A 17,604-nucleotide genomic window follows, 5' to 3' on the forward strand; every position below is an offset into this window, starting at 1 on the left:
TTATTTTTTTTTAATCTGATTAATAATATATTCCTTTATACAGATTTTAGGTATTTTATATACCCTTCCAATCTTAAATGACTTTATTTCTCCATTTTGTAAAAGTATATACGCTTTATTTCTACCTATATTTAATATTTCCATTAAATCTTCAATCTCAACTACATCATCATATTCTGAGAACACTTATTATCCCCTTCTCCCCTTCTTTTATAAACTAGTCTTGAGTATTAAAAATTAACTAATCCTTTTATTGATTTGTTTAGATTAAGTTAATTTATTATTAAACTAAATTAACTGTTGAAAAAAAGGATTTAGTCCATTATTCAGATAATTCATTATCAAGTTCATTTAACTCACTTAAGAAGGAAAGAATAATTCTATAATGAATCTGTTCAATTTTAGAATAATTTTTGGTTGCCTTGATAAAAACTACTCTATTATCATTTTCTATAAAAATAGGTAAGTGAGGATAAACATTTTGCAATTCTTTGTCTTTCATGTCGATGTATTTTAAAGCAGAATAACTGGCAGCTTGCAATCCGTCACAGATACCACCAATAAAATTATCGAGATCTCCGATCCGAAAAATATCTTTTTTATTTGGTATAAATAGAATTACTTCAAGCCCTATATAATTTTTTTTAACTATTTCACCATATTCCAATGAAGCTTCGTAAGCCTTCTTTCTTAGGGAAATAATTCTAGATCTCTCAGATTTTGAATTCCACATTGAGTTAGCTCCGCTTTTTTTGGGCGGGGTGTCAAAAACCGTGAACTCTATTCTCAATCCAAATCCTCCCTTAACTTTGTAGTGTATTACTTCATACCTTAGTTTCACCTTTATAATATATAACTAATAAAGTCAAAAAGACTCATAAGTTATTAAAAGATACAAAGATCAACTAAATAAACTATTGATGATTTCTTTCTTCTTTCGTTTTCTTCTCTTCAATCTGAAATGTTTTCTGTAATTATCCAAATTTATAATTAATATCGATGAAGTAGGATCGTTTTTCTTAATAAATTCCTCGATACCCGTCGAGTTTCCATAAAAGATCCAAACCTTTTCCTTTGCTTTAACCCTTATTAATCTTTTTATTGATCTAGATCTGAACCCCCCATCGACTTCAAACGCTAGTTTTATTTCTTCGGTATTTTTATCGATCCAGAGTACATCCAGACGGTCCCCATGAAGAACTCTTTTTTTAATACCTAGGCAATTATAACGTTCAGCCAATTCTACTAAACAATCACACAAAGCTAAATGGAACTTAACACTACTCAGCATCTTCTTAACAGGTATTCTTAAGTTAATTTGGTTTACAAGGTCATGATATTTTATTGTTTTATCCATAGATACACCCACTTCTATTAATTAAGGAAATTTGATTTTATTTGATCGAATTGGTCATTTATTTTATCAATTAAATTGGGCATCTGGTCCATTCCCCATGAACTTGGTAAACAAATAGGGTTTAGCCCTAACTTTCTGATATCATTTAACATTTTGCTAAAATCCTTAATTGCCTTACATCTATTATTATTTTCTTTAATAAACCTCATTTTCGCCTCGAAAATCCCACCTTCATTGTCGATGTATTTCAAAAAATTCCTCAACTTTACCCCCTTTTTAAAGGAGATATTTTCGTTAAATGTATTCTCTATTGCTTTTTCTAAGGGTAGGTACGCTCCTGGTCCAATTACCAAATTATAAAAATAAAGAATAGTACTTTTTCCAAATTCATAATTTAAAAAGTTATACAATTTTCCTTTGCAATTTTTATACTGTATTTCCAATCTAAATTTATTTCTCACCCTATTGGTATTAAGGAAAATGAGCTCGCCCACTAGTTGTTTATTTTTTAATGCCTTGTATCGATCATAATAGTTAATAGTTATATTTTTAGAATTAAGATAAAGATTATGTTCACAATCAAAAAATCGTTGAGTTGTTTTATCTATCCTCATATATTCAGGATGGTTACTTTTTTTAAAAAGGAACAAATATTTAATTATCATTTCTTTAGGTAAATTTATATCTATGGCATAATCGATTCTTTTCACATTCCAAAACAATAAATCAGGTAATCGATGCTTTTGAGCGTATCTATTGAAAACTTCCCTTACTTTTTCCATTTCTTCTGGATTAGTCACTTCATAGTGATTACCAGTTTCGATTAAGAGCTTGGGTTTGATAAAAAGTTCTATTGCTCGGTAATTTTTATCTTTTCTCCATCTAAGTTTAATTTCATAAAAACCATATTCCATAAAAGCATAAGTAACATAAGCATTTTTATCATTTCTTGGTTTATACAGTTTCTTACCTACCTTGTTATAACTTAATTCATTCAGATACTTAAAAAAATAATCATATTCGTCTCTATCCAGTTTATAGAAGATAGATATAGTATCATACATACATAACACTCCTATAGTGTAGTAATTCCTTACAATAAATGGAGATATTAAAGAAGGGTGTATACATCTCTAAACATTGAAGAATTACTTATCTGTTAAGATCAAAATAAAAAAGTACAAGAATCATATTCGATTCTTGTACTTTAATTATTTTATGAATTTGTTTTCTACCCCATCTATAAGAAATGTATGTGCTTTTTTCTTTCCCCTCTTTGGCGCTTGTTCTTGTATAAAGGAGTCAGAATTAAGTACTATTGGTGGGTTTAGCTCCTTAATAAGATTAACTATGTCCGGTATCTTTTCTGTATGAAAATCGATCACCCTGCATTTTACTTTAATGCTATTTTCAATGGTAACCGAAGGAGTTGTAATATTATTTCTTGATTGGTACTCATGAGTTTTAACCATTCTATGCTGAACCAATAACTTACCAAACGTCTTACTATGGGCAACGAATGAGGATGTAGGGTAATTAGAATTTCCTGTATACTCATCCAGCATTGTTAAAATAGGTTGCCAGTGTAATTTTAAGATGTTACTTTCAGTATCTAAAATCCCATATATATTTTTATCCTTATTAAGTATTGGAGGATAGGTTAAAGAACCTTTTTCTATAATTTTCACTTTCCCGCTGGTTAGAAGTACTTTAAAAATTCTAATAAACTCCTCAATCCGAGGATCTGGAACTGCTTTCTTTTGATCTTCTAATATTGCTAAAAAAATATTCCTTGTGGTACTTCCCAACTCCATGTACTGTTCAGGCGTAATAAAGCCTTTATCTTGTCCATAAGAAAGATAAAAATTAAAAGATGTAATCAAATGAGCAATACTATCAAGGTATCTGGCATGTATATTAGTTTTTATTTCATTCCTAATTTTATTAAAATCCGTTTTATAATCATCTATCAATCCATTATTGACTTTAAACTCTAACCAATCCAAATAATAATAAATACTTGTCTGCAAGTACTTCTCATTCTTATATTCATTAAACCTTTCTATTTTGTCATAAGAATAACCCTCTAAACTAGAATTAAAGATATTATCCATTTTAATACGTAGTAACCTTGATACAGTGGAATGATTTTCCTCATTTATCTCGAGAAACCTTTCCCCGGTAAATAATAATAATCCTTGTGGTATCTGATCTGTATCTAGTGAATTTGTCCTATCACTCAGAAGCCTTATTAAATTCTCAATTTTCAACAAGGTGTTTTTCTCAGAATCTCTTGTTTTATCAGTTCCAAAATCATCAACTATTAAAACTGAGTCTTTATAAATTTTGCCAGCTTCTTTAAGCTTGTTCTTATAGGCATCTACTCTTATCATGTTTTGTTTATCAAATACCTTGGAAAATAACTCGGCAAAAGTAGTTTTTCCTGTGCCTGATTTACCATAAATCCAGAGTGAAAAACTCGGGGTCATGTCTTTAAACTTCGATAAAGGAGTAGTCAATAAAGAAGTTAACAAAAATGAAAAAAGAGACAAGGTTAACTTTTTATCAAAAAAATTAAGTATATCAATTGCTTTTTTATATGCTATAATTTCCTCGGTACTTGAATTGAAAATCATTGAAAAATCTTTATGTACAGTTCTTACACTATATTTTTTCTCAAGCGTATTAATGATCTTATCTCTTCCTGAATACAAAAATAACCATTTACCTTTGTATTTATTCCACCCAATAGATTGAAACTCTATAATTTCATTTGTGTTTTTTTCAAATAAGAAAATCATATCTAAAAGAAAATTATAATTCTCCTTTTCCTTAGGCAATATCCTACAAAATGAACTCCACTTCCCGATCCATTTACTATTAGCTAAATCCGCCTCGGAAATCTCAATTCTAGGTAGAATTTTTTCTCCTTTTAATATCCCTTCAAATACATATCTTATTTTATCCTCTCTCTCATTTGAAACTTCCCTGATTATTTCAACTGGATAAAAAACGAAATTAGTTAATATAATTTTTTTCTTTCCTTTGATTACAATTAATTCTCCAAATTCGGTTATCTCGTAATCTGTATTGCGTAATATTTCCTTATATCTGTTTATAAAATCCACAGCTATCTCTTCCGAAGTTCCCACAACTAATCACTACCTCCTACCTTTTTACATGCGAAAATGTGAAGGAATTTCGCTAACCACTTCACATTTTCGCATTTTTCATCAACCATGATGGTAAATGTGTTTTTTAACTACGTTTAACAGATTATTAAACTTTCTCGAGTAGGACCATAAAATTTAATCAACGCCAGTTTGGTTACTCATCAATTTTTTTTACTTCGTTTATTTTTTTTCCAAAATCATAAGGTTGACTGTAGTAAATAGAACCACACTTCAGGCATTCAACATCACAAAGTCGACTAAAGCTAAGTTTATCTTTGCTATTGGCTGGATAACCCTCAATCCTAATGACAGATAGTATACCACCGCATTTGCACTTCAATTTATTCACCCTTTTGAAGAAAATTTCTTATTTCATTATACTTTAATCATTCTTAATGGAGTATAACTATAAAATCAGATTTTTCTTATAGGCTCTATAGTCATCCTGCTTTCAATAGCTACAGTCCATTTAGTGTAAACTAATAAGCCCTTGTCTAATTAATACATTGTAATCCTCCGACATGTTCTTACAAATGCATTTAATAATACCTAAATTTGTTAAAATTGCCCTTCATAAGTTAGATCTCCAGATCTGCCACCCACCCAATATTTACAACCGTGTTTTTTAAGAACTGTCAATCTGTTCCCTATTATAGAGTTACTCCTCAGCAGAGATCCTATATTAACGGACACTTATTTTTATAATAATTAAGAAGATACTTAGTTGATTTATTGGTTGATTCAAAAAGAAGTTAATGAGCAAGTCAACATTATTATTAATTTTTATAGATTTTTTTTTGAATTTTGTACATTTTTTGAACATGAAGGAATTATATGAGTCATTATATAATTATAGATAAGGGAGGTGATAATAAATGACAGGAACAATACACTGTCCAATATGTTTTCAAGTCTTTCAATTACAAGATAAAGTTATTCTAGACGAATTCTATACTGTCATACACAATCAGTGTTACTTAAGTTTAACTTCTGTAAAAGAGGTAGGAACTTATAAAGAAATAATTGATAAAAATAAAGTTTTAAAATAGAATCCAACTTAAATTGGGACCCTTTTAGGAGTCCCATTTTAAATAAAGTTCATTTATCAACCATTATTTTCCCGCCTTGCTTTAGATAGGATCAATAATAAATCCTTGTTATATTTTACAAATAATACTTATAACTATTCTAGCCAACAAAAGCGTTTCTCTAATTCTTGCACTTTAATTTGTTCAATTCGTTGTTTCATTTCTTCTACTGCCTCTGTAAAAGTTGCACTAGATAATTTAGACCATTCTGTATTAATTTCATCCCATTTTTCTTTATTACCAGTTTCCGCATTAATAAAGTGGCATTTAACTCTTCCATAGTAAGTTTCGTACAAATTATTAAAATTATCTATTTTTATACTGACTTCAGATTCCATTAAAATATCATCTGGGAATAGAGTACTAAAATAAAATTTTTGGATTGAGACTTCATTGTGTTTTCTATTATGAATCCTATATATTGCTTGGATTAATGGTTTTACATCATTAATCGCTGTATGTGTAATGTTCCTTATTAATGTATCTAGACAAAAAACCTCTGCGGGTTGGTGATTGTCCCACGCAAGAGTGACTTTGCCTTTTGGTAGCCGGTTACCACTATTGTTTAAGGAGAACTTTTTTAGCTTATTTGCAGAAATTATGCCACCAATTTCTTTGTTTTCTGATCTAAAGGTAAACCGAAGACTTACCTTATTCTCAATATCCAAATAATAAGAACCATTTTTAATCATTAACATTCACCCCAGCATATGTTGTTATATGTAATAAGCATTTCTTATTTAAACAGCAGTTATCTTTTAGGCTCATTTTCATCCTTCTTAAATTTCCGTATAATAAATATAAATAAAAAAATTAAGGAGTATTGAAATGTATAATAATCACTTGATAGAGTTAGTTAATCGACTAAAGAGTTTAGGAATAAATATAAGCTTTACAAAGCCAAAATCTGAATTTATTTTCTTAAAAGAATTAAGAAAGAACCCGTAAATTAAGATTAAAAGCCTTGGCTTCTTAATTAAATTATGTTCAAGCTCACTTACCTAATTGATGCGTAACACCTTCAAATAAAGTAAAAGAAAAGTCGACCTTTTTTGTATTAATATTATATATAATATCGGAAAGTTATCTTTATCCTACATAGTTAGCCACCAAAAAAAACGTCCCTTTTTAAGGGACGTTCACAACAAATACATTCATAATCGGGTCTAAGATCCAATTTGCAGTCAATATTTCTTAGAAATTATTTTTCTTTTTCGTCAAAATGGTCTTTTATATCCTCCATTGCTTCAAGTAGTTCTTTATTTCCTGTAAAAACTTCTAAGAACTCATCGAAGCCTTTAGAAACTCCTTCATTAAATAAATCCCATGACATGCGTTTACCTCCTCTCATCAATTAAATTACTAACTACTTTAATCCCAGATGCCGTACCTGTAACTGCCCCTATACCAAATCCAAGAGCTGCGAACGTTCCTCCACCTATTACTACTCCAACTCCAGTTAACACTGATGCACCGGTTGATCCTCCCACAAATGCACCAGCTGTATTACTGACAAATCTTTTTAACATTTTTATTCATACCTCCTTTCTATCAAGAATTTTTCATTCGAAAACTTCCCTCACCTCCTTAAATAAAAGAAGGCGTTTAAACCCAAAAGAGACATAAACAAATAATATTAACAGTCATAAAGAAAAAATTCCTTAAATACCGTTAATAATATCTTTTATGATCCTTTAGATGTAAACACCATGATAGATAATTATTATTATTGATTAGTTACAATACATTAATTCCCAATTCCGAATTAATATATACAATTTTTTTAGCAAGTTAGTTGCTAACATTTCTGCTAACATTTTTACAATTGCAAATCCACGAACGTAAAGAAGAAATTTCAGAAAATAGTAAGGAAGAAGCCTGGATAGCCCCTATACACCACAGATTTCCAATAAGTATAAACAACCTTTAAAAGCTTTCTCAAGATTCAGGTTCTAGTGGTGGCAACACCGTGGAGGTTCAAGTCCTCTCATCCGCATACAGAAAAGGTGCCTATACATTGGGCACTTTTTTTGTGCACAAAAAAACAGCCCGGATACTCATCCAGACTGCTTTAACCACTAAATTATCCAATTAAATTCTGACTATGGTTGTTGACCACTTCAAGAACCTTGGTCGTCTGTTCCATATCACTTTGACATATTGGGCAAGCGGGGACATTGCTGCTTTTAAAATTGTCGCGAACCCAGCAATTGCAATCATCAGAAGTACATACCCATATTTTCGTTTCAGCGGTTACGATCTCTTCAGGCGGTTTTCTTCCAAATGCCATTTCCTCACGCTCCTATAAGTTTAGTTATGGTCCTATTCCATTTGCAGGCTTTCATTTTAAAATGCTGCAAAATTCCGAAAAGACCTTATCATCGTTCGATTGATAAAAAAATTCATTTATTATAAAAAGCCGGCAAATTAAACTTTTTATAATAAATGAATGGTCCGAAAGTTGATATCCATTCCATTTTACCACACTTTCTTATTTTTACCAAAAGTGACACATAAGCAGTTGCCTGCGCAACAGTTACTAGTTTATTCTTTTCATTCTAAGATTATTAAGACCCACATAAAAAAATATATCGATTCCACAAAATAGGTTGTACGCATCCAAAAGTCTGAATAGAAATAGTACAAGCAAATTACGTTCTGACTATTGGAGGTAACTAAAAAAGTGAATGTCTTCTTAGGTTATATTTTCCTTGGGTTATCATTGGCAGCGCCGATTGGCCCTGTCAATGCAGCACAGATGGACAAAGGCATCAAGAGTGGTTTTTTCCAGGCATGGCTTCTGGGCCTGGGTGCACTCACCGCTGATATCATCTACATGCTGACTGTCTATCTAGGTGTAGTTAAATTTCTCGAGACTCCTTTCATGCAATCCTTTCTCTGGCTATTCGGATTCTTTGTCTTGATGTACACAGGAATAGAGACAATTCTCGGATCCGGGAAAATCGTCATGAATAATCGAAACGAGGAATCCGGCTTGAAATCCTTTTTTTCCGGGTTTATCATGTCGATATCCAACCCGCTGACGATTTTATTTTGGCTGGGGATTTATGGATCCGTCCTTGCCAAGACTGCATCCTCCTACGGCACCGGTGAACTGATCCTTTACAGCTTTGGCATCATATTGGGACTCATTCTCTGGGATATCATTATGGCCGCAATATCCAGCAGCTTCCGTAAGCTGCTTACAACAAGATTGCTTACAATCATTTCACTTTTATCCGGGTTTTCACTAATTGGCTTTGCGCTTTTTTTCGGTTATCAAGCATTGAAGCTTTTTCTTTAATGTTTATTTTTAAAAAGAGTGCCCTTTCGGGAGGCACTCTTTCTTATTTCATCCAGCTATCTGTCTCTTACTGCGAATTTCTTGATTGTTTTTGATGTTTTCGATATATAATAGAGGTGACAAAATTAAAAGGATGAGCATTCATGAATATTACCGGACATACTGTCGAGTTCCTTGAAGATCCATTTGGACTTCTGTCGGGGAGCAGATATGAGTATTTTTTAAATATCGAGGTTGACGAAGAGGACGAGCTATACACTGAAAAAGGGTTGCTCTTAAAGGTGCTTTTTTTAGTTAACGGCGAAGAGACCAGAATCCTGCAAAGCTATTTTATTGAGCAGGAAACAGAAAAGGTACTTGACTTCGAACTTGAGGAAGATGAAGTAGTGCAAGTGCAAAAGTATTGCGAGGAAAACTTGCCCTCTGATGAAGAAAACGAAGAGGAAACAAATTAAAAAAGAGCAGAGTCTGCTCTTTTTTTATGTACTCAGACTTCTACTGCCTTGCCTTCCTCAACAATGTGGTAAAGCAGATGGGCAAGGTGCTGGACAGGTCCGAGCTCCCCTTCTTCTTCGTTAAGTTCTTCAGTAAATTCAAGGTCATTTAAATATAATGCTGAAAATTCGTAGAAATCCTTAAGTTGAAAGCCATAGCAATTGGATGGCTCTTCATTCTGCTCCTCATATTGAAGCAATAAATAATACTCTTTGCCATCTTTATCTTCTGCGTCGAAAAACACGAAGAAACCAATATTCGTATCCAAATCAAACAGATGGCGTGTACCGCCTTCGGTAGCCTGTTCATAATCTTCACTGCTTAATTTCTGGACCTTCATCGTTTCAACCTGGTCTTCAGCGTGAAATTTCACTTCAAAAGTTTTCATTGTTGAATTACACTCCTGTCTATTTTTTTAGCGGATTTTTTAAAAAAAGACATGCTCTGCCACAATTTCTTCTCCGACATTCAGGATACCATAAGAGAATTGCTTCTGCCTCCTTTTATCAGTCGGTGATCCTGGGTTAAAGATAATGACACCCTCAACTTCCTTAACAACTGGAATATGCGAATGCCCATACACTATGCAATCCACCTTGTCGGCTTCAAAAGTTTCAATTGCCCTTTTCTCGGTTGTTTTACCGGTGCCATGTCCATGGACGATACCTATCTGAAAGCTGCCCGCCTGAAGAATTTCCTTTGTTTTAAGCAAACTTTTGAGTTCAGGTCCATCCACATTGCCGGTAACGCCAATCACGGGACCAAACTTTTTAAGCTCATTGTACAGTTCTACCGACTGCCAATCTCCAGCATGGATAATATAATCACAATATTGCAGGTCGATGAGCAGCTTTTCTGGCAGTTCTTTTGCTTTCCTCGGCATATGAGTGTCTGAAATGACCACTATTTTCATGAATGAAAGCCACTCCCTTCGCCGCTAGTCACTGTTATGTTACCCTGGTGAGGATGGATTAACCATTCTCGGGATCTTTATATTTTGTTACATTAAAATAATCGCTCGTCCTATTATATTCATTGAATTCAATATCAAGGTCATGGAAATATCGGTGCAGCTGAAGCAAAATCTTCTTATCTTTTGATCCATCTGCAATGCTTCTTGAATAATTGGATATGGTGTCAAAGTCAGCTTGAAGAGCAGTATTGTCTGTTTCGACAGTTGCCAATAGAGAGAGTATTTCAGAAGCGATTTCCCTTTGATCCTTCCATTCAACACTATCGATTCTGCCCCAACCGAGTGTATCATTATATTTAGTATGATATTCACGAATGAAGCGGCCAACTGTTAAGTTTTCATTCTCGGAATCATCCCGGAATACAGCGACAGTTTCCCCTCCATTTTTAAGATTGCTTGAATCGCTCCCAAAATCTTGATGACCTCTTTTTTCCCACATCGTATAGCCAGCATATAAACCAAAAGCCAGCAAAAACAGACTTGCAGGTAAAATCATAAGTTTCCATTTGCTTTTTTTCTCCATCTGTCTGCCCCCTGTTAAAAACTCATCGTTTTTGCTCCCCACTTACCTGTTCTTAATATTATTTGACACCCAGCCCGAAAAACCTTTTTCTATTTCCCTGTTCTTCCAATTGCGTCGTGCCAATAAATTAACGATGAGGAGGAATGAATATGTATTTGGATTATAGAAAAGTACGTCCTTACTTAACAACAAAGAGCCTTAGCCCGGAAAATCAGGAAACACCGATACACTTTATCTCTTTGCTTCAGCCGGTTGCAGATCAGCTATTTTACCGACGAAACCATTTTTCCTATCCAATTTTAACACCAGAGTCATTTACACTTAAAATTTCCGGCTCAGTTGATCAAGCCTTACAAATCCATTACTCTGAAATTATTATGCTTCCCTCAAATTCCTATAGAGTGCTCATTGAGTGTGCAGGAAATAAACGAGCTTATTTTAAGGAAAAAGTCTTTGGTGAGCAGTGGGAAGATGGTGCGATGAGTGAGGGAATTTGGAAGGGAGTTCCTTTAAAAACCTTTCTTGAGTACACCGGAATGGAGGAAGGTGTAACTGAAGTAGTCTTCAGGGGAAGAGATTCGGGTATCAAGAACGGCCAGTATGTCCACTTTGAAAGAAGTTTGCCAATCGAGATGGCACTTCATCCGGAAGTTATGATTGCATTTGAATACAACGGGAAACCAATCTCTCATAAACATGGTTATCCTTTCCGCCTGATTGTTCCAGGCTGGTATGGAATGGCTTCTGTAAAATGGCTTACTGAGATCTTTTTGGTCAAAAACAAATTTACCGGACCCTTCCAGACTGATGATTATGTTTATTATTTTAAAAACAGTACATCTGAGCCTGTTACGACAAACAAAGTGAATTCAACGATTCAGAAGCCACTTGATAGGCAGTTAGTCAAAAGCGGTACCCAAGAAATCAGCGGGATCGCCTGGACAGGGTCAGGCGTAATCTCTAAGGTTGAGATTAGCTTTGATCATGGGGCTAATTGGGAGCAGGCCAATTTTGATACTCCAACTGAAGAAAATCAAACTGTTTCATGGAGTTACATGAAGGAATTCAAATCCGGAAATGTATATCATATCACAGTCAGGGCAACCGACAGTGAAGGCAAAACCCAGCCTGCTGATGCTATCTGGAATAAGAAGGGATACGGTTATCATGCAGCAATGGTCATAACGGTAAAGGCAGAATAAAGAAAACCCAGGTGCAAAATGATCATGCGCACCTGGGATTATATTAATTCGAGTCATTCTGTTTAATATAAAACAGTATTAATTGCTCCAATAATTGATCTAGTTCGATAAACTTAAAGCCAAGGCCTGTTGCGAGTGAGGTGTCGATTGACCAGGAGCCAGGCAATGCATATGGGGAGACAGTGCCGCTTTCGGTGCTATTCACAACGGACGCTTTTTTATTGGAAAGCAATGCTATCTTATCAACCAATTCCCCCAAACTAATATCCCCTGCCGATCCGGGATTGATTGGCCCCATAAATTTTGAGTTCCCGATTCCCAACAAAAAATCAGCCGCTTCATCAGCGTGAATGAAGCTATACCGCAACTCAGGATTCGGAATACCGATTGGTTGTCCTGAAAGGATTTTATCTACATGGAACTTTAGGCGTTCAGTGTAATCATCTTCTGAAACAACGATCGGAAAACGGACAGAAACAACCTCAAAAATACCAAGCTGATGAAATACCGCTTCAGAGGCTCTTTTCGCCTCTTTGTAGCCTTCATACCCAGGGTATTCCCTGCGGCTTTTGTATTCAACAGGATATGTATTTGCATTAAAATTACTCTCTGTGTGTAGGGTGCCAAAGTCATAAACAGCTTGCGTTGAGGTAAAAATATAGCGGCCAGCCTTCCCCTCGAGTGCCTCTGATGTATCCTTTGCCTCTATTGGCGAAAAACAGGATTGGTCATACACCAGGTCCCAAGCCTTCCCTTCGAATGCTGCAGACATCGACTCTTTCTTTTCTCGATCGATCACCAGCCGCTTTACATGATCACCAAAAGGATCGCTCTTTGTTCCCCTGGTGGCAACTGTCACTTCATCTCCATTCTCTATAAGCTTTTGTACCAGCTTTTTCCCAAAATACTGGGTCCCCCCAAGTACAAGTACTTTTCTCATAAAAAAACCCCCTTTTCCCTAAAAGTATTCTTCTTCAGTTCAAGAATCTCCTCTAAAAATTATCCAAACAAAAACCGGCCCCATATAGATGGCCGGCTGTGTGTTTTGCATATGTTTGTTTAAGCCTGTTTTTTCTCTTTTGCCTTTGGTTTCGCCGCAGTCTTTTTCTTCTTTGCCGGAGCTGTTTCTTTCTTCTTTTCTGGTTTGGTACGGTCTATGGAAGCCTGCAGTGCGGCCATAAGATCTGTAACATTGGAGACTGGCTCTTTTTCAGTAGGAGTAACCATTTCTTTACCCGTACGCTTCGCTTCAATCAGCTCTAATAATGCGGTGCGATAATCATCCTTGTATTTTTCTGGTTCAAACTCAGTTGTCAGTTGATCGATCAGCATGATGGCCGTTTCCAGTTCCTTTTCTGTTACTTTATCTTCTTCTGGTACATTCGGGACATCTACTGCGTTTCTAACTTCATCTGGAAAATGGATGGTTTCCATGACGAGTGTATTATTATAAACCCGTACTACTGCAAGCTGCTCTTTTGCCCGAATGATTATTTTTGCAATCCCGACCTTCTGCGATTCCTCAAGGGCCTTCCTAAGAAGAGAATAGGCCTTTCCGCCACCCTCGTTCGGAGACATGAAATAGCTTCTTTGAAAGTAAATCGGATCGATTTCATTTATTTTGACGAAGTCGATTATTTCCACTGCTTTATCTTCATTTTCTTTCCTTAAAGCTTCAAGATCCTCATCCTCAAGGACAACAAACTTACCTTTCGTGTATTCATAAGCTTTAACGATGTCTTCATTTTTCACTTCAACATCACACACGGGGCAAGTTTTCTCATATTTTATTGGCGAGTGGCACTCTTTATGAAGGGTTCTCAGTTTGATGTCCCGATCCTCAGTCGCAGCATGAAGCTTGATTGGAATATTGACAAGCCCAAAGCTGATGCTCCCTTTCCAGATTGTATGCATTACATTCTCCACCTCTTCGTTTTAATACTAATTTGCTTAATAATTGCCTTATCATGCATTAAAACATTTCCCAGCGTACTAGTTCGGGGCCAAACAGGAACAATATAAATAGAACTGGTGTGAAAGGATGCTGAAAATGTTGAAGCCTATGCTCCCTACACTTTCATTTGAAACGCCACAAGGGGATGATTGGCGTTATGAGATCAAATTTGATGGCTTTCGTGCCTTGTTGACATGGGATTCAGAAATTGAACTGACAAGCCGTAATGGCAAACCCCTGTTGCCTCTCTTTCCGGAATTATCGGAGTTCCTTGATGCCAATAAAGAAAAGTTCCAGCCATATTTGCCTTTGACATTGGACGCTGAGCTTGTTTATCTTGAGAACCCTTATAAAGCTAATTTTGGGGCGATCCAAATTAGAGGAAGAATGCGGTCCAAGGAAAAAATCAAAACCGAAGCTAAAAGGAATCCGTGCAGGCTGATGGTTTTCGACCTTTTGAGGATAAAAGGAAAACACATTGCTTCTGATACTTATCAAGATCGGCGGCTAAAGCTTCAATCGCTGTTTTCTGAACTAGGACTTCCACTCAGTCCAAACCACCAAAACCATGACTTGATCCAGCTTGTCCCAAGCGAAACGGATTTGGAAAACTTATGGGAAAAAGTTGTCATTTACGACGGTGAGGGGATAATTGCCAAACAATACAATAGTAAATGGGAGGAAGGGAAACGGACGGAAACGTGGATTAAATCGAAGAATTGGAAGTATGTTTCCTGCTTTGTCACAGCTTATGAGAAAACCAATGGATACTTTTATATCTCAGTTTACAAAGATTCAAAAATACATCAAATCGGGCTGGTCATCTTCGGATTCAAGCCCGAGGAAAAAAATGCACTCCATCAAATCATCAAGCAAAATAAAAATGATGAAGATAACCAGTTCATCTATGTAGAACCAGGCATCTGCCTTGATGTAAAGTATCTGGAAATATATGAGGACCAACTTCGTGAGCCTCATTTTCATCAGTTTCGTTTCGATTTAAGTCCAGATACCTGCACGTATGAAAAATTCGTTTTCCAACAAAAAAATCTTCCTCCGGATATCGACATCACCCATCCAGATAAGCAGATCTGGGAAGATCCGCCGATTCAAAAGGTTGATTACATCCATTATTTAAGGGAGATTTCTCCCTATATGCTTCCATTTTTGGAGGACCGGCTGTTAACTGTGATCCGCTATCCTCACGGGATGTTTGGCGAAGCCTTTTACCAAAAGAACGTTCCTGATTATGCACCGGATTTTGTCCAAACTTCAAAATCTGAAGGAATTGAGTATATTGTCTGCAATAATATGAAAACCTTGCTATGGCTCGGGAATCAAATTGCCATTGAATTTCATATTCCGTTCCAAACAATCAACAGCAAAGGGCCTGATGAAATCGTTTTTGACCTTGATCCACCATCAAGGGACGATTTTCATTTAGCAATTAAAGCAGCAGTATATATTAAAGAGGTACTGGATGAGTTGAAGCTGATCAGTTTTATCAAGACATCTGGGAATAAAGGACTTCAGGTGTATATCCCGCTTCCGGATAACCGTTATAGCTACGATGATACAAGATTGTTCACCTCCTTTATCGCCAACTATCTTGTTTCTAAGGAGCCCGATTACTTTACGATAGAACGTCTGAAGAAAAACAGGGGCAACCGATTATATGTCGATTACATCCAGCATGCTGAAGGCAAAACGATTGTCTGTCCCTATTCCGCACGCGGGAAATCACATGCCGGTGTAGCCACTCCCTTATTCTGGGAAGAAGTGAACGAAGATTTAAATATTGAGAACTTCCACCTTGGAACGATCATACAGCGCGTACAAAAGTTAGGCTGTCCGTTCCGGACTTATTTTGCAGCTAAAGCAGAGCAGAACTTCGAACCGGTACTCAATGTTCTGAAGTCAAAAAAATCCTGAGGAAGCTCCTCAGGGTTTTCTTCGTTTTAAAATTGGCTTAGATACTTTTTAGCATGCTCCTGCAGCTTGCTGTACTCGATTTCCTCATCAAAATCTTCTTGTTCCAGGATTTCTGTAAGTAATCCCTCTTTTGAAAAATCAACATCTATTTGAGCTGAGTATACAAAAGTAGCATTGCCGATCAAGTCGATTGAGTAAGTCTCATCTTCTTTATGAACAGCGCATTGTACCATCCCGCCATTATTGTATACATTGACAGGCTGGCCAAGTTCATTTTCCCCCATCAGGCAGGTGACAAGTGTCGAGGCGGACATCGCTGTTCCACACGCATTCGTATAGCCAACGCCTCGCTCATAGGTACTGACAAAGATACTTCCCCTTTCTAGGATTCTTATGAAACTGACATTGACGCCGTCAGGAAAAAGATCATTAGGACCGTTTACCTTCTCGCTCAATTCCGTTTGCAAGTTGGATTCTAATTGCTCTTTTGTTACTACAGTCGTTAGATGAGGATTGGGCACTGACAGAGCCGTAAACGTCAATTCCTCCGATAACTGAGGAATTTTCTCCTGAATCAATGTTTCCTGGTATAGCTTTAACGGCAAATCCTTCAAGTCGAAAGTGACCGGTGATATTTCCACCTGGTAAGTTGGGATATCGCTGAAAATCTCTTCATGCTTCTTCACCTTGAGATTGGCTTTCATCGTTTCGATCACTGCTTCATCAACATCGAGCTTCTCGCAGACATAGCGTCCTGCACAGCGAAGTCCATTGCCGCACATAGATGCCTCGGTACCATCAGAATTAAAAATCCGATATTGAGCATCCGCTACCCTGCTCGGACGGATGAACAGGATGCCATCCGCTCCCAGTGATGACTCTCTATCACACAGCACAAGCGCCAGATCACGTCTTTTAAAATCATCAAATTTATAATCCCGGTCCGTTTCATCTATTAACAAAAAGTCATTATGTGAACCATGACACTTAATTAAATCAATTAACATATTTACGCCCCCAAAAACCTTCGTTATATTACAAGATGCCATAAAAGCCCGAATTGTTCAATATTCAAAGCCATGATGTTTTATTTTTCTATCTGGCAAGGCTCCTGCTTTTACCTTTTTTGGCTTCTCGAACGTTTTCCGGGCAATGCAGATTCACTAAAGTTCATTTATAGCCGATTACTTTTTCTAACAGAAAAAGAACCAGCATGTGTTTGCTGGTTCCCTGGTTTAGGATGCCATTTTCCTGCAGGCTTCTGCGCATTTAAAGCAGGCTTCGGCACATTTTTGGCAATGGTCGTGGTCATGCTTCTTGCATTCATTGCCGCAGGCTTCGCAAATTTCTGCACACAGGCCGCAGATTTGGTTAACAAAGTGGCTGTTCGTTTGCATCGCAGTTACTGCCATGCCGCATATTTCGGCACATTCCCTGTCCATTCTGATGCACTCTGCCATCATTTTTACATTCTCCTCTTTTAAACAGGAATCAAAACAAACATTACATGCTTCAATACATTCTATGCATGCCTGGATACAATCTTGGTATTGTTTGCTTTCCATATTTCAACCTCCTACTAGTTTCTATCTATTTGTTAGCC

The 17,604-nt window shown here is 36.1% G+C and carries 20 protein-coding genes; 4 read left to right on the forward strand and 16 right to left on the reverse strand.

The window, feature by feature from the left end:
* From RH061_RS14100 to RH061_RS14140, 9 genes are all read right to left on the reverse strand, one after another.
* On the reverse strand, positions 1–186 hold the full coding sequence (locus RH061_RS14100; protein WP_311071060.1) for a helix-turn-helix domain-containing protein: 186 nt from the start codon (positions 184–186) through the stop codon (positions 1–3).
* A 136-nt stretch (positions 187–322) separates the two neighbouring features.
* Positions 323–790 (reverse strand): RusA family crossover junction endodeoxyribonuclease, encoded by a 468-nt coding sequence (locus RH061_RS14105; RefSeq protein WP_311071062.1) that lies wholly within the window; start codon positions 788–790, stop codon positions 323–325.
* A 111-nt stretch (positions 791–901) separates the two neighbouring features.
* On the reverse strand, positions 902–1,357 hold the full coding sequence (locus tag RH061_RS14110; protein WP_311071064.1) for a hypothetical protein: 456 nt from the start codon (positions 1,355–1,357) through the stop codon (positions 902–904).
* 17 nt (positions 1,358–1,374) lie between these two features.
* Positions 1,375–2,421, reverse strand: coding sequence for a hypothetical protein (locus RH061_RS14115; RefSeq protein ID WP_311071067.1), 1,047 nt, complete (start codon positions 2,419–2,421; stop codon positions 1,375–1,377).
* Positions 2,422–2,568: 147 nt separating this feature from the next.
* Complete coding sequence (locus RH061_RS14120; protein WP_311071069.1) at positions 2,569–4,509, reverse strand: hypothetical protein; 1,941 nt, start codon at positions 4,507–4,509, stop codon at positions 2,569–2,571.
* Between the two features lie 1,204 nt (positions 4,510–5,713).
* Entirely contained in the window at positions 5,714–6,310 is a 597-nt protein-coding gene (locus RH061_RS14125) for a hypothetical protein (RefSeq protein ID WP_311071071.1), read from the reverse strand.
* Between the two features lie 509 nt (positions 6,311–6,819).
* On the reverse strand, positions 6,820–6,951 hold the full coding sequence (locus RH061_RS14130) for a hypothetical protein (protein WP_311071073.1): 132 nt from the start codon (positions 6,949–6,951) through the stop codon (positions 6,820–6,822).
* A gap of 4 nt (positions 6,952–6,955) precedes the next feature.
* The gene (locus RH061_RS14135; protein WP_311071075.1) at positions 6,956–7,147 is read right to left on the reverse strand and encodes a glycine zipper family protein; all 192 of its coding nucleotides are present in this window, start codon (positions 7,145–7,147) and stop codon (positions 6,956–6,958) included.
* A gap of 554 nt (positions 7,148–7,701) precedes the next feature.
* The gene (locus tag RH061_RS14140; protein WP_125480913.1) at positions 7,702–7,908 is read right to left on the reverse strand and encodes a cold-shock protein; all 207 of its coding nucleotides are present in this window, start codon (positions 7,906–7,908) and stop codon (positions 7,702–7,704) included.
* Between the two features lie 393 nt (positions 7,909–8,301).
* Between RH061_RS14140 and RH061_RS14145 the strand changes: the two genes are divergently transcribed.
* Positions 8,302–8,922, forward strand: coding sequence for a LysE family transporter (locus tag RH061_RS14145; RefSeq protein WP_311071077.1), 621 nt, complete (start codon positions 8,302–8,304; stop codon positions 8,920–8,922).
* Between the two features lie 143 nt (positions 8,923–9,065).
* Positions 9,066–9,377: a DUF6509 family protein gene (locus RH061_RS14150; RefSeq protein WP_311071079.1), complete on the forward strand. Its 312-nt coding sequence runs from the start codon at positions 9,066–9,068 to the stop codon at positions 9,375–9,377.
* Positions 9,378–9,409: 32 nt separating this feature from the next.
* Here the strand turns inward: RH061_RS14150 and RH061_RS14155 are convergent, their stop codons facing one another.
* From RH061_RS14155 to RH061_RS14165, 3 genes are read right to left on the reverse strand one after another with little or no spacing between them, the layout of a single operon-like run.
* Positions 9,410–9,805 (reverse strand): cytosolic protein, encoded by a 396-nt coding sequence (locus RH061_RS14155; RefSeq protein ID WP_311071080.1) that lies wholly within the window; start codon positions 9,803–9,805, stop codon positions 9,410–9,412.
* A gap of 39 nt (positions 9,806–9,844) precedes the next feature.
* Positions 9,845–10,330: a metallophosphoesterase family protein gene (locus tag RH061_RS14160; protein WP_311071082.1), complete on the reverse strand. Its 486-nt coding sequence runs from the start codon at positions 10,328–10,330 to the stop codon at positions 9,845–9,847.
* A gap of 58 nt (positions 10,331–10,388) precedes the next feature.
* On the reverse strand, positions 10,389–10,913 hold the full coding sequence (locus tag RH061_RS14165) for a hypothetical protein (RefSeq protein WP_311071084.1): 525 nt from the start codon (positions 10,911–10,913) through the stop codon (positions 10,389–10,391).
* Positions 10,914–11,062: 149 nt separating this feature from the next.
* Between RH061_RS14165 and RH061_RS14170 the strand changes: the two genes are divergently transcribed.
* On the forward strand, positions 11,063–12,115 hold the full coding sequence (locus tag RH061_RS14170; protein WP_311071086.1) for a sulfite oxidase: 1,053 nt from the start codon (positions 11,063–11,065) through the stop codon (positions 12,113–12,115).
* A 43-nt stretch (positions 12,116–12,158) separates the two neighbouring features.
* Here RH061_RS14170 and RH061_RS14175 read toward each other — a convergent pair whose 3' ends face one another.
* On the reverse strand, positions 12,159–13,055 hold the full coding sequence (locus RH061_RS14175) for an NAD-dependent epimerase/dehydratase family protein (protein ID WP_311071088.1): 897 nt from the start codon (positions 13,053–13,055) through the stop codon (positions 12,159–12,161).
* Between the two features lie 119 nt (positions 13,056–13,174).
* A complete protein-coding gene (gene ku / locus RH061_RS14180) occupies positions 13,175–14,029 on the reverse strand; it encodes a non-homologous end joining protein Ku (protein ID WP_311071090.1) in 855 nt (284 codons plus the stop codon).
* A 139-nt stretch (positions 14,030–14,168) separates the two neighbouring features.
* On the opposite strand from ku, the gene RH061_RS14185 reads away from it, so the two are divergent.
* Positions 14,169–16,001, forward strand: coding sequence for a DNA ligase D (locus tag RH061_RS14185; protein WP_463675599.1), 1,833 nt, complete (start codon positions 14,169–14,171; stop codon positions 15,999–16,001).
* A gap of 26 nt (positions 16,002–16,027) precedes the next feature.
* Here the strand turns inward: RH061_RS14185 and dapF are convergent, their stop codons facing one another.
* On the reverse strand, positions 16,028–17,008 hold the full coding sequence (dapF, locus tag RH061_RS14190; protein ID WP_311071093.1) for a diaminopimelate epimerase: 981 nt from the start codon (positions 17,006–17,008) through the stop codon (positions 16,028–16,030).
* Positions 17,009–17,236: 228 nt separating this feature from the next.
* Positions 17,237–17,566: a four-helix bundle copper-binding protein gene (locus tag RH061_RS14195; protein WP_311071095.1), complete on the reverse strand. Its 330-nt coding sequence runs from the start codon at positions 17,564–17,566 to the stop codon at positions 17,237–17,239.
* Positions 17,567–17,604 lie beyond the last annotated feature (38 nt).

This window comes from Mesobacillus jeotgali, assembly GCF_031759225.1.
In the GTDB taxonomy this organism is placed as follows: Bacteria; Bacillota; Bacilli; order Bacillales; family Cytobacillaceae; genus Mesobacillus; species Mesobacillus jeotgali_B.

What these genes read in the sequence shown, in the direction of transcription:
- RH061_RS14130 (WP_311071073.1), bottom strand. Translation starts at nt 6,951, where the DNA reads ATGTCATGGGATTTATTTAATGAAGGAGTTTCTAAAGGCTTCGATGAG.
- dapF (WP_311071093.1), bottom strand. Translation starts at nt 17,008, where the DNA reads ATGTTAATTGATTTAATTAAGTGTCATGGTTCACATAATGACTTTTTG.
- RH061_RS14170 (WP_311071086.1), top strand. Translation starts at nt 11,063, where the DNA reads ATGTATTTGGATTATAGAAAAGTACGTCCTTACTTAACAACAAAGAGC.
- RH061_RS14140 (WP_125480913.1), bottom strand. Translation starts at nt 7,908, where the DNA reads ATGGCATTTGGAAGAAAACCGCCTGAAGAGATCGTAACCGCTGAAACG.
- RH061_RS14175 (WP_311071088.1), bottom strand. Translation starts at nt 13,055, where the DNA reads ATGAGAAAAGTACTTGTACTTGGGGGGACCCAGTATTTTGGGAAAAAG.
- RH061_RS14195 (WP_311071095.1), bottom strand. Translation starts at nt 17,566, where the DNA reads ATGGAAAGCAAACAATACCAAGATTGTATCCAGGCATGCATAGAATGT.
- RH061_RS14115 (WP_311071067.1), bottom strand. Translation starts at nt 2,421, where the DNA reads ATGTATGATACTATATCTATCTTCTATAAACTGGATAGAGACGAATAT.
- RH061_RS14135 (WP_311071075.1), bottom strand. Translation starts at nt 7,147, where the DNA reads ATGTTAAAAAGATTTGTCAGTAATACAGCTGGTGCATTTGTGGGAGGA.
- RH061_RS14110 (WP_311071064.1), bottom strand. Translation starts at nt 1,357, where the DNA reads ATGGATAAAACAATAAAATATCATGACCTTGTAAACCAAATTAACTTA.
- ku (WP_311071090.1), bottom strand. Translation starts at nt 14,029, where the DNA reads ATGCATACAATCTGGAAAGGGAGCATCAGCTTTGGGCTTGTCAATATT.
- RH061_RS14165 (WP_311071084.1), bottom strand. Translation starts at nt 10,913, where the DNA reads ATGGAGAAAAAAAGCAAATGGAAACTTATGATTTTACCTGCAAGTCTG.
- RH061_RS14125 (WP_311071071.1), bottom strand. Translation starts at nt 6,310, where the DNA reads ATGATTAAAAATGGTTCTTATTATTTGGATATTGAGAATAAGGTAAGT.
- RH061_RS14150 (WP_311071079.1), top strand. Translation starts at nt 9,066, where the DNA reads ATGAATATTACCGGACATACTGTCGAGTTCCTTGAAGATCCATTTGGA.
- RH061_RS14155 (WP_311071080.1), bottom strand. Translation starts at nt 9,805, where the DNA reads ATGAAAACTTTTGAAGTGAAATTTCACGCTGAAGACCAGGTTGAAACG.
- RH061_RS14160 (WP_311071082.1), bottom strand. Translation starts at nt 10,330, where the DNA reads ATGAAAATAGTGGTCATTTCAGACACTCATATGCCGAGGAAAGCAAAA.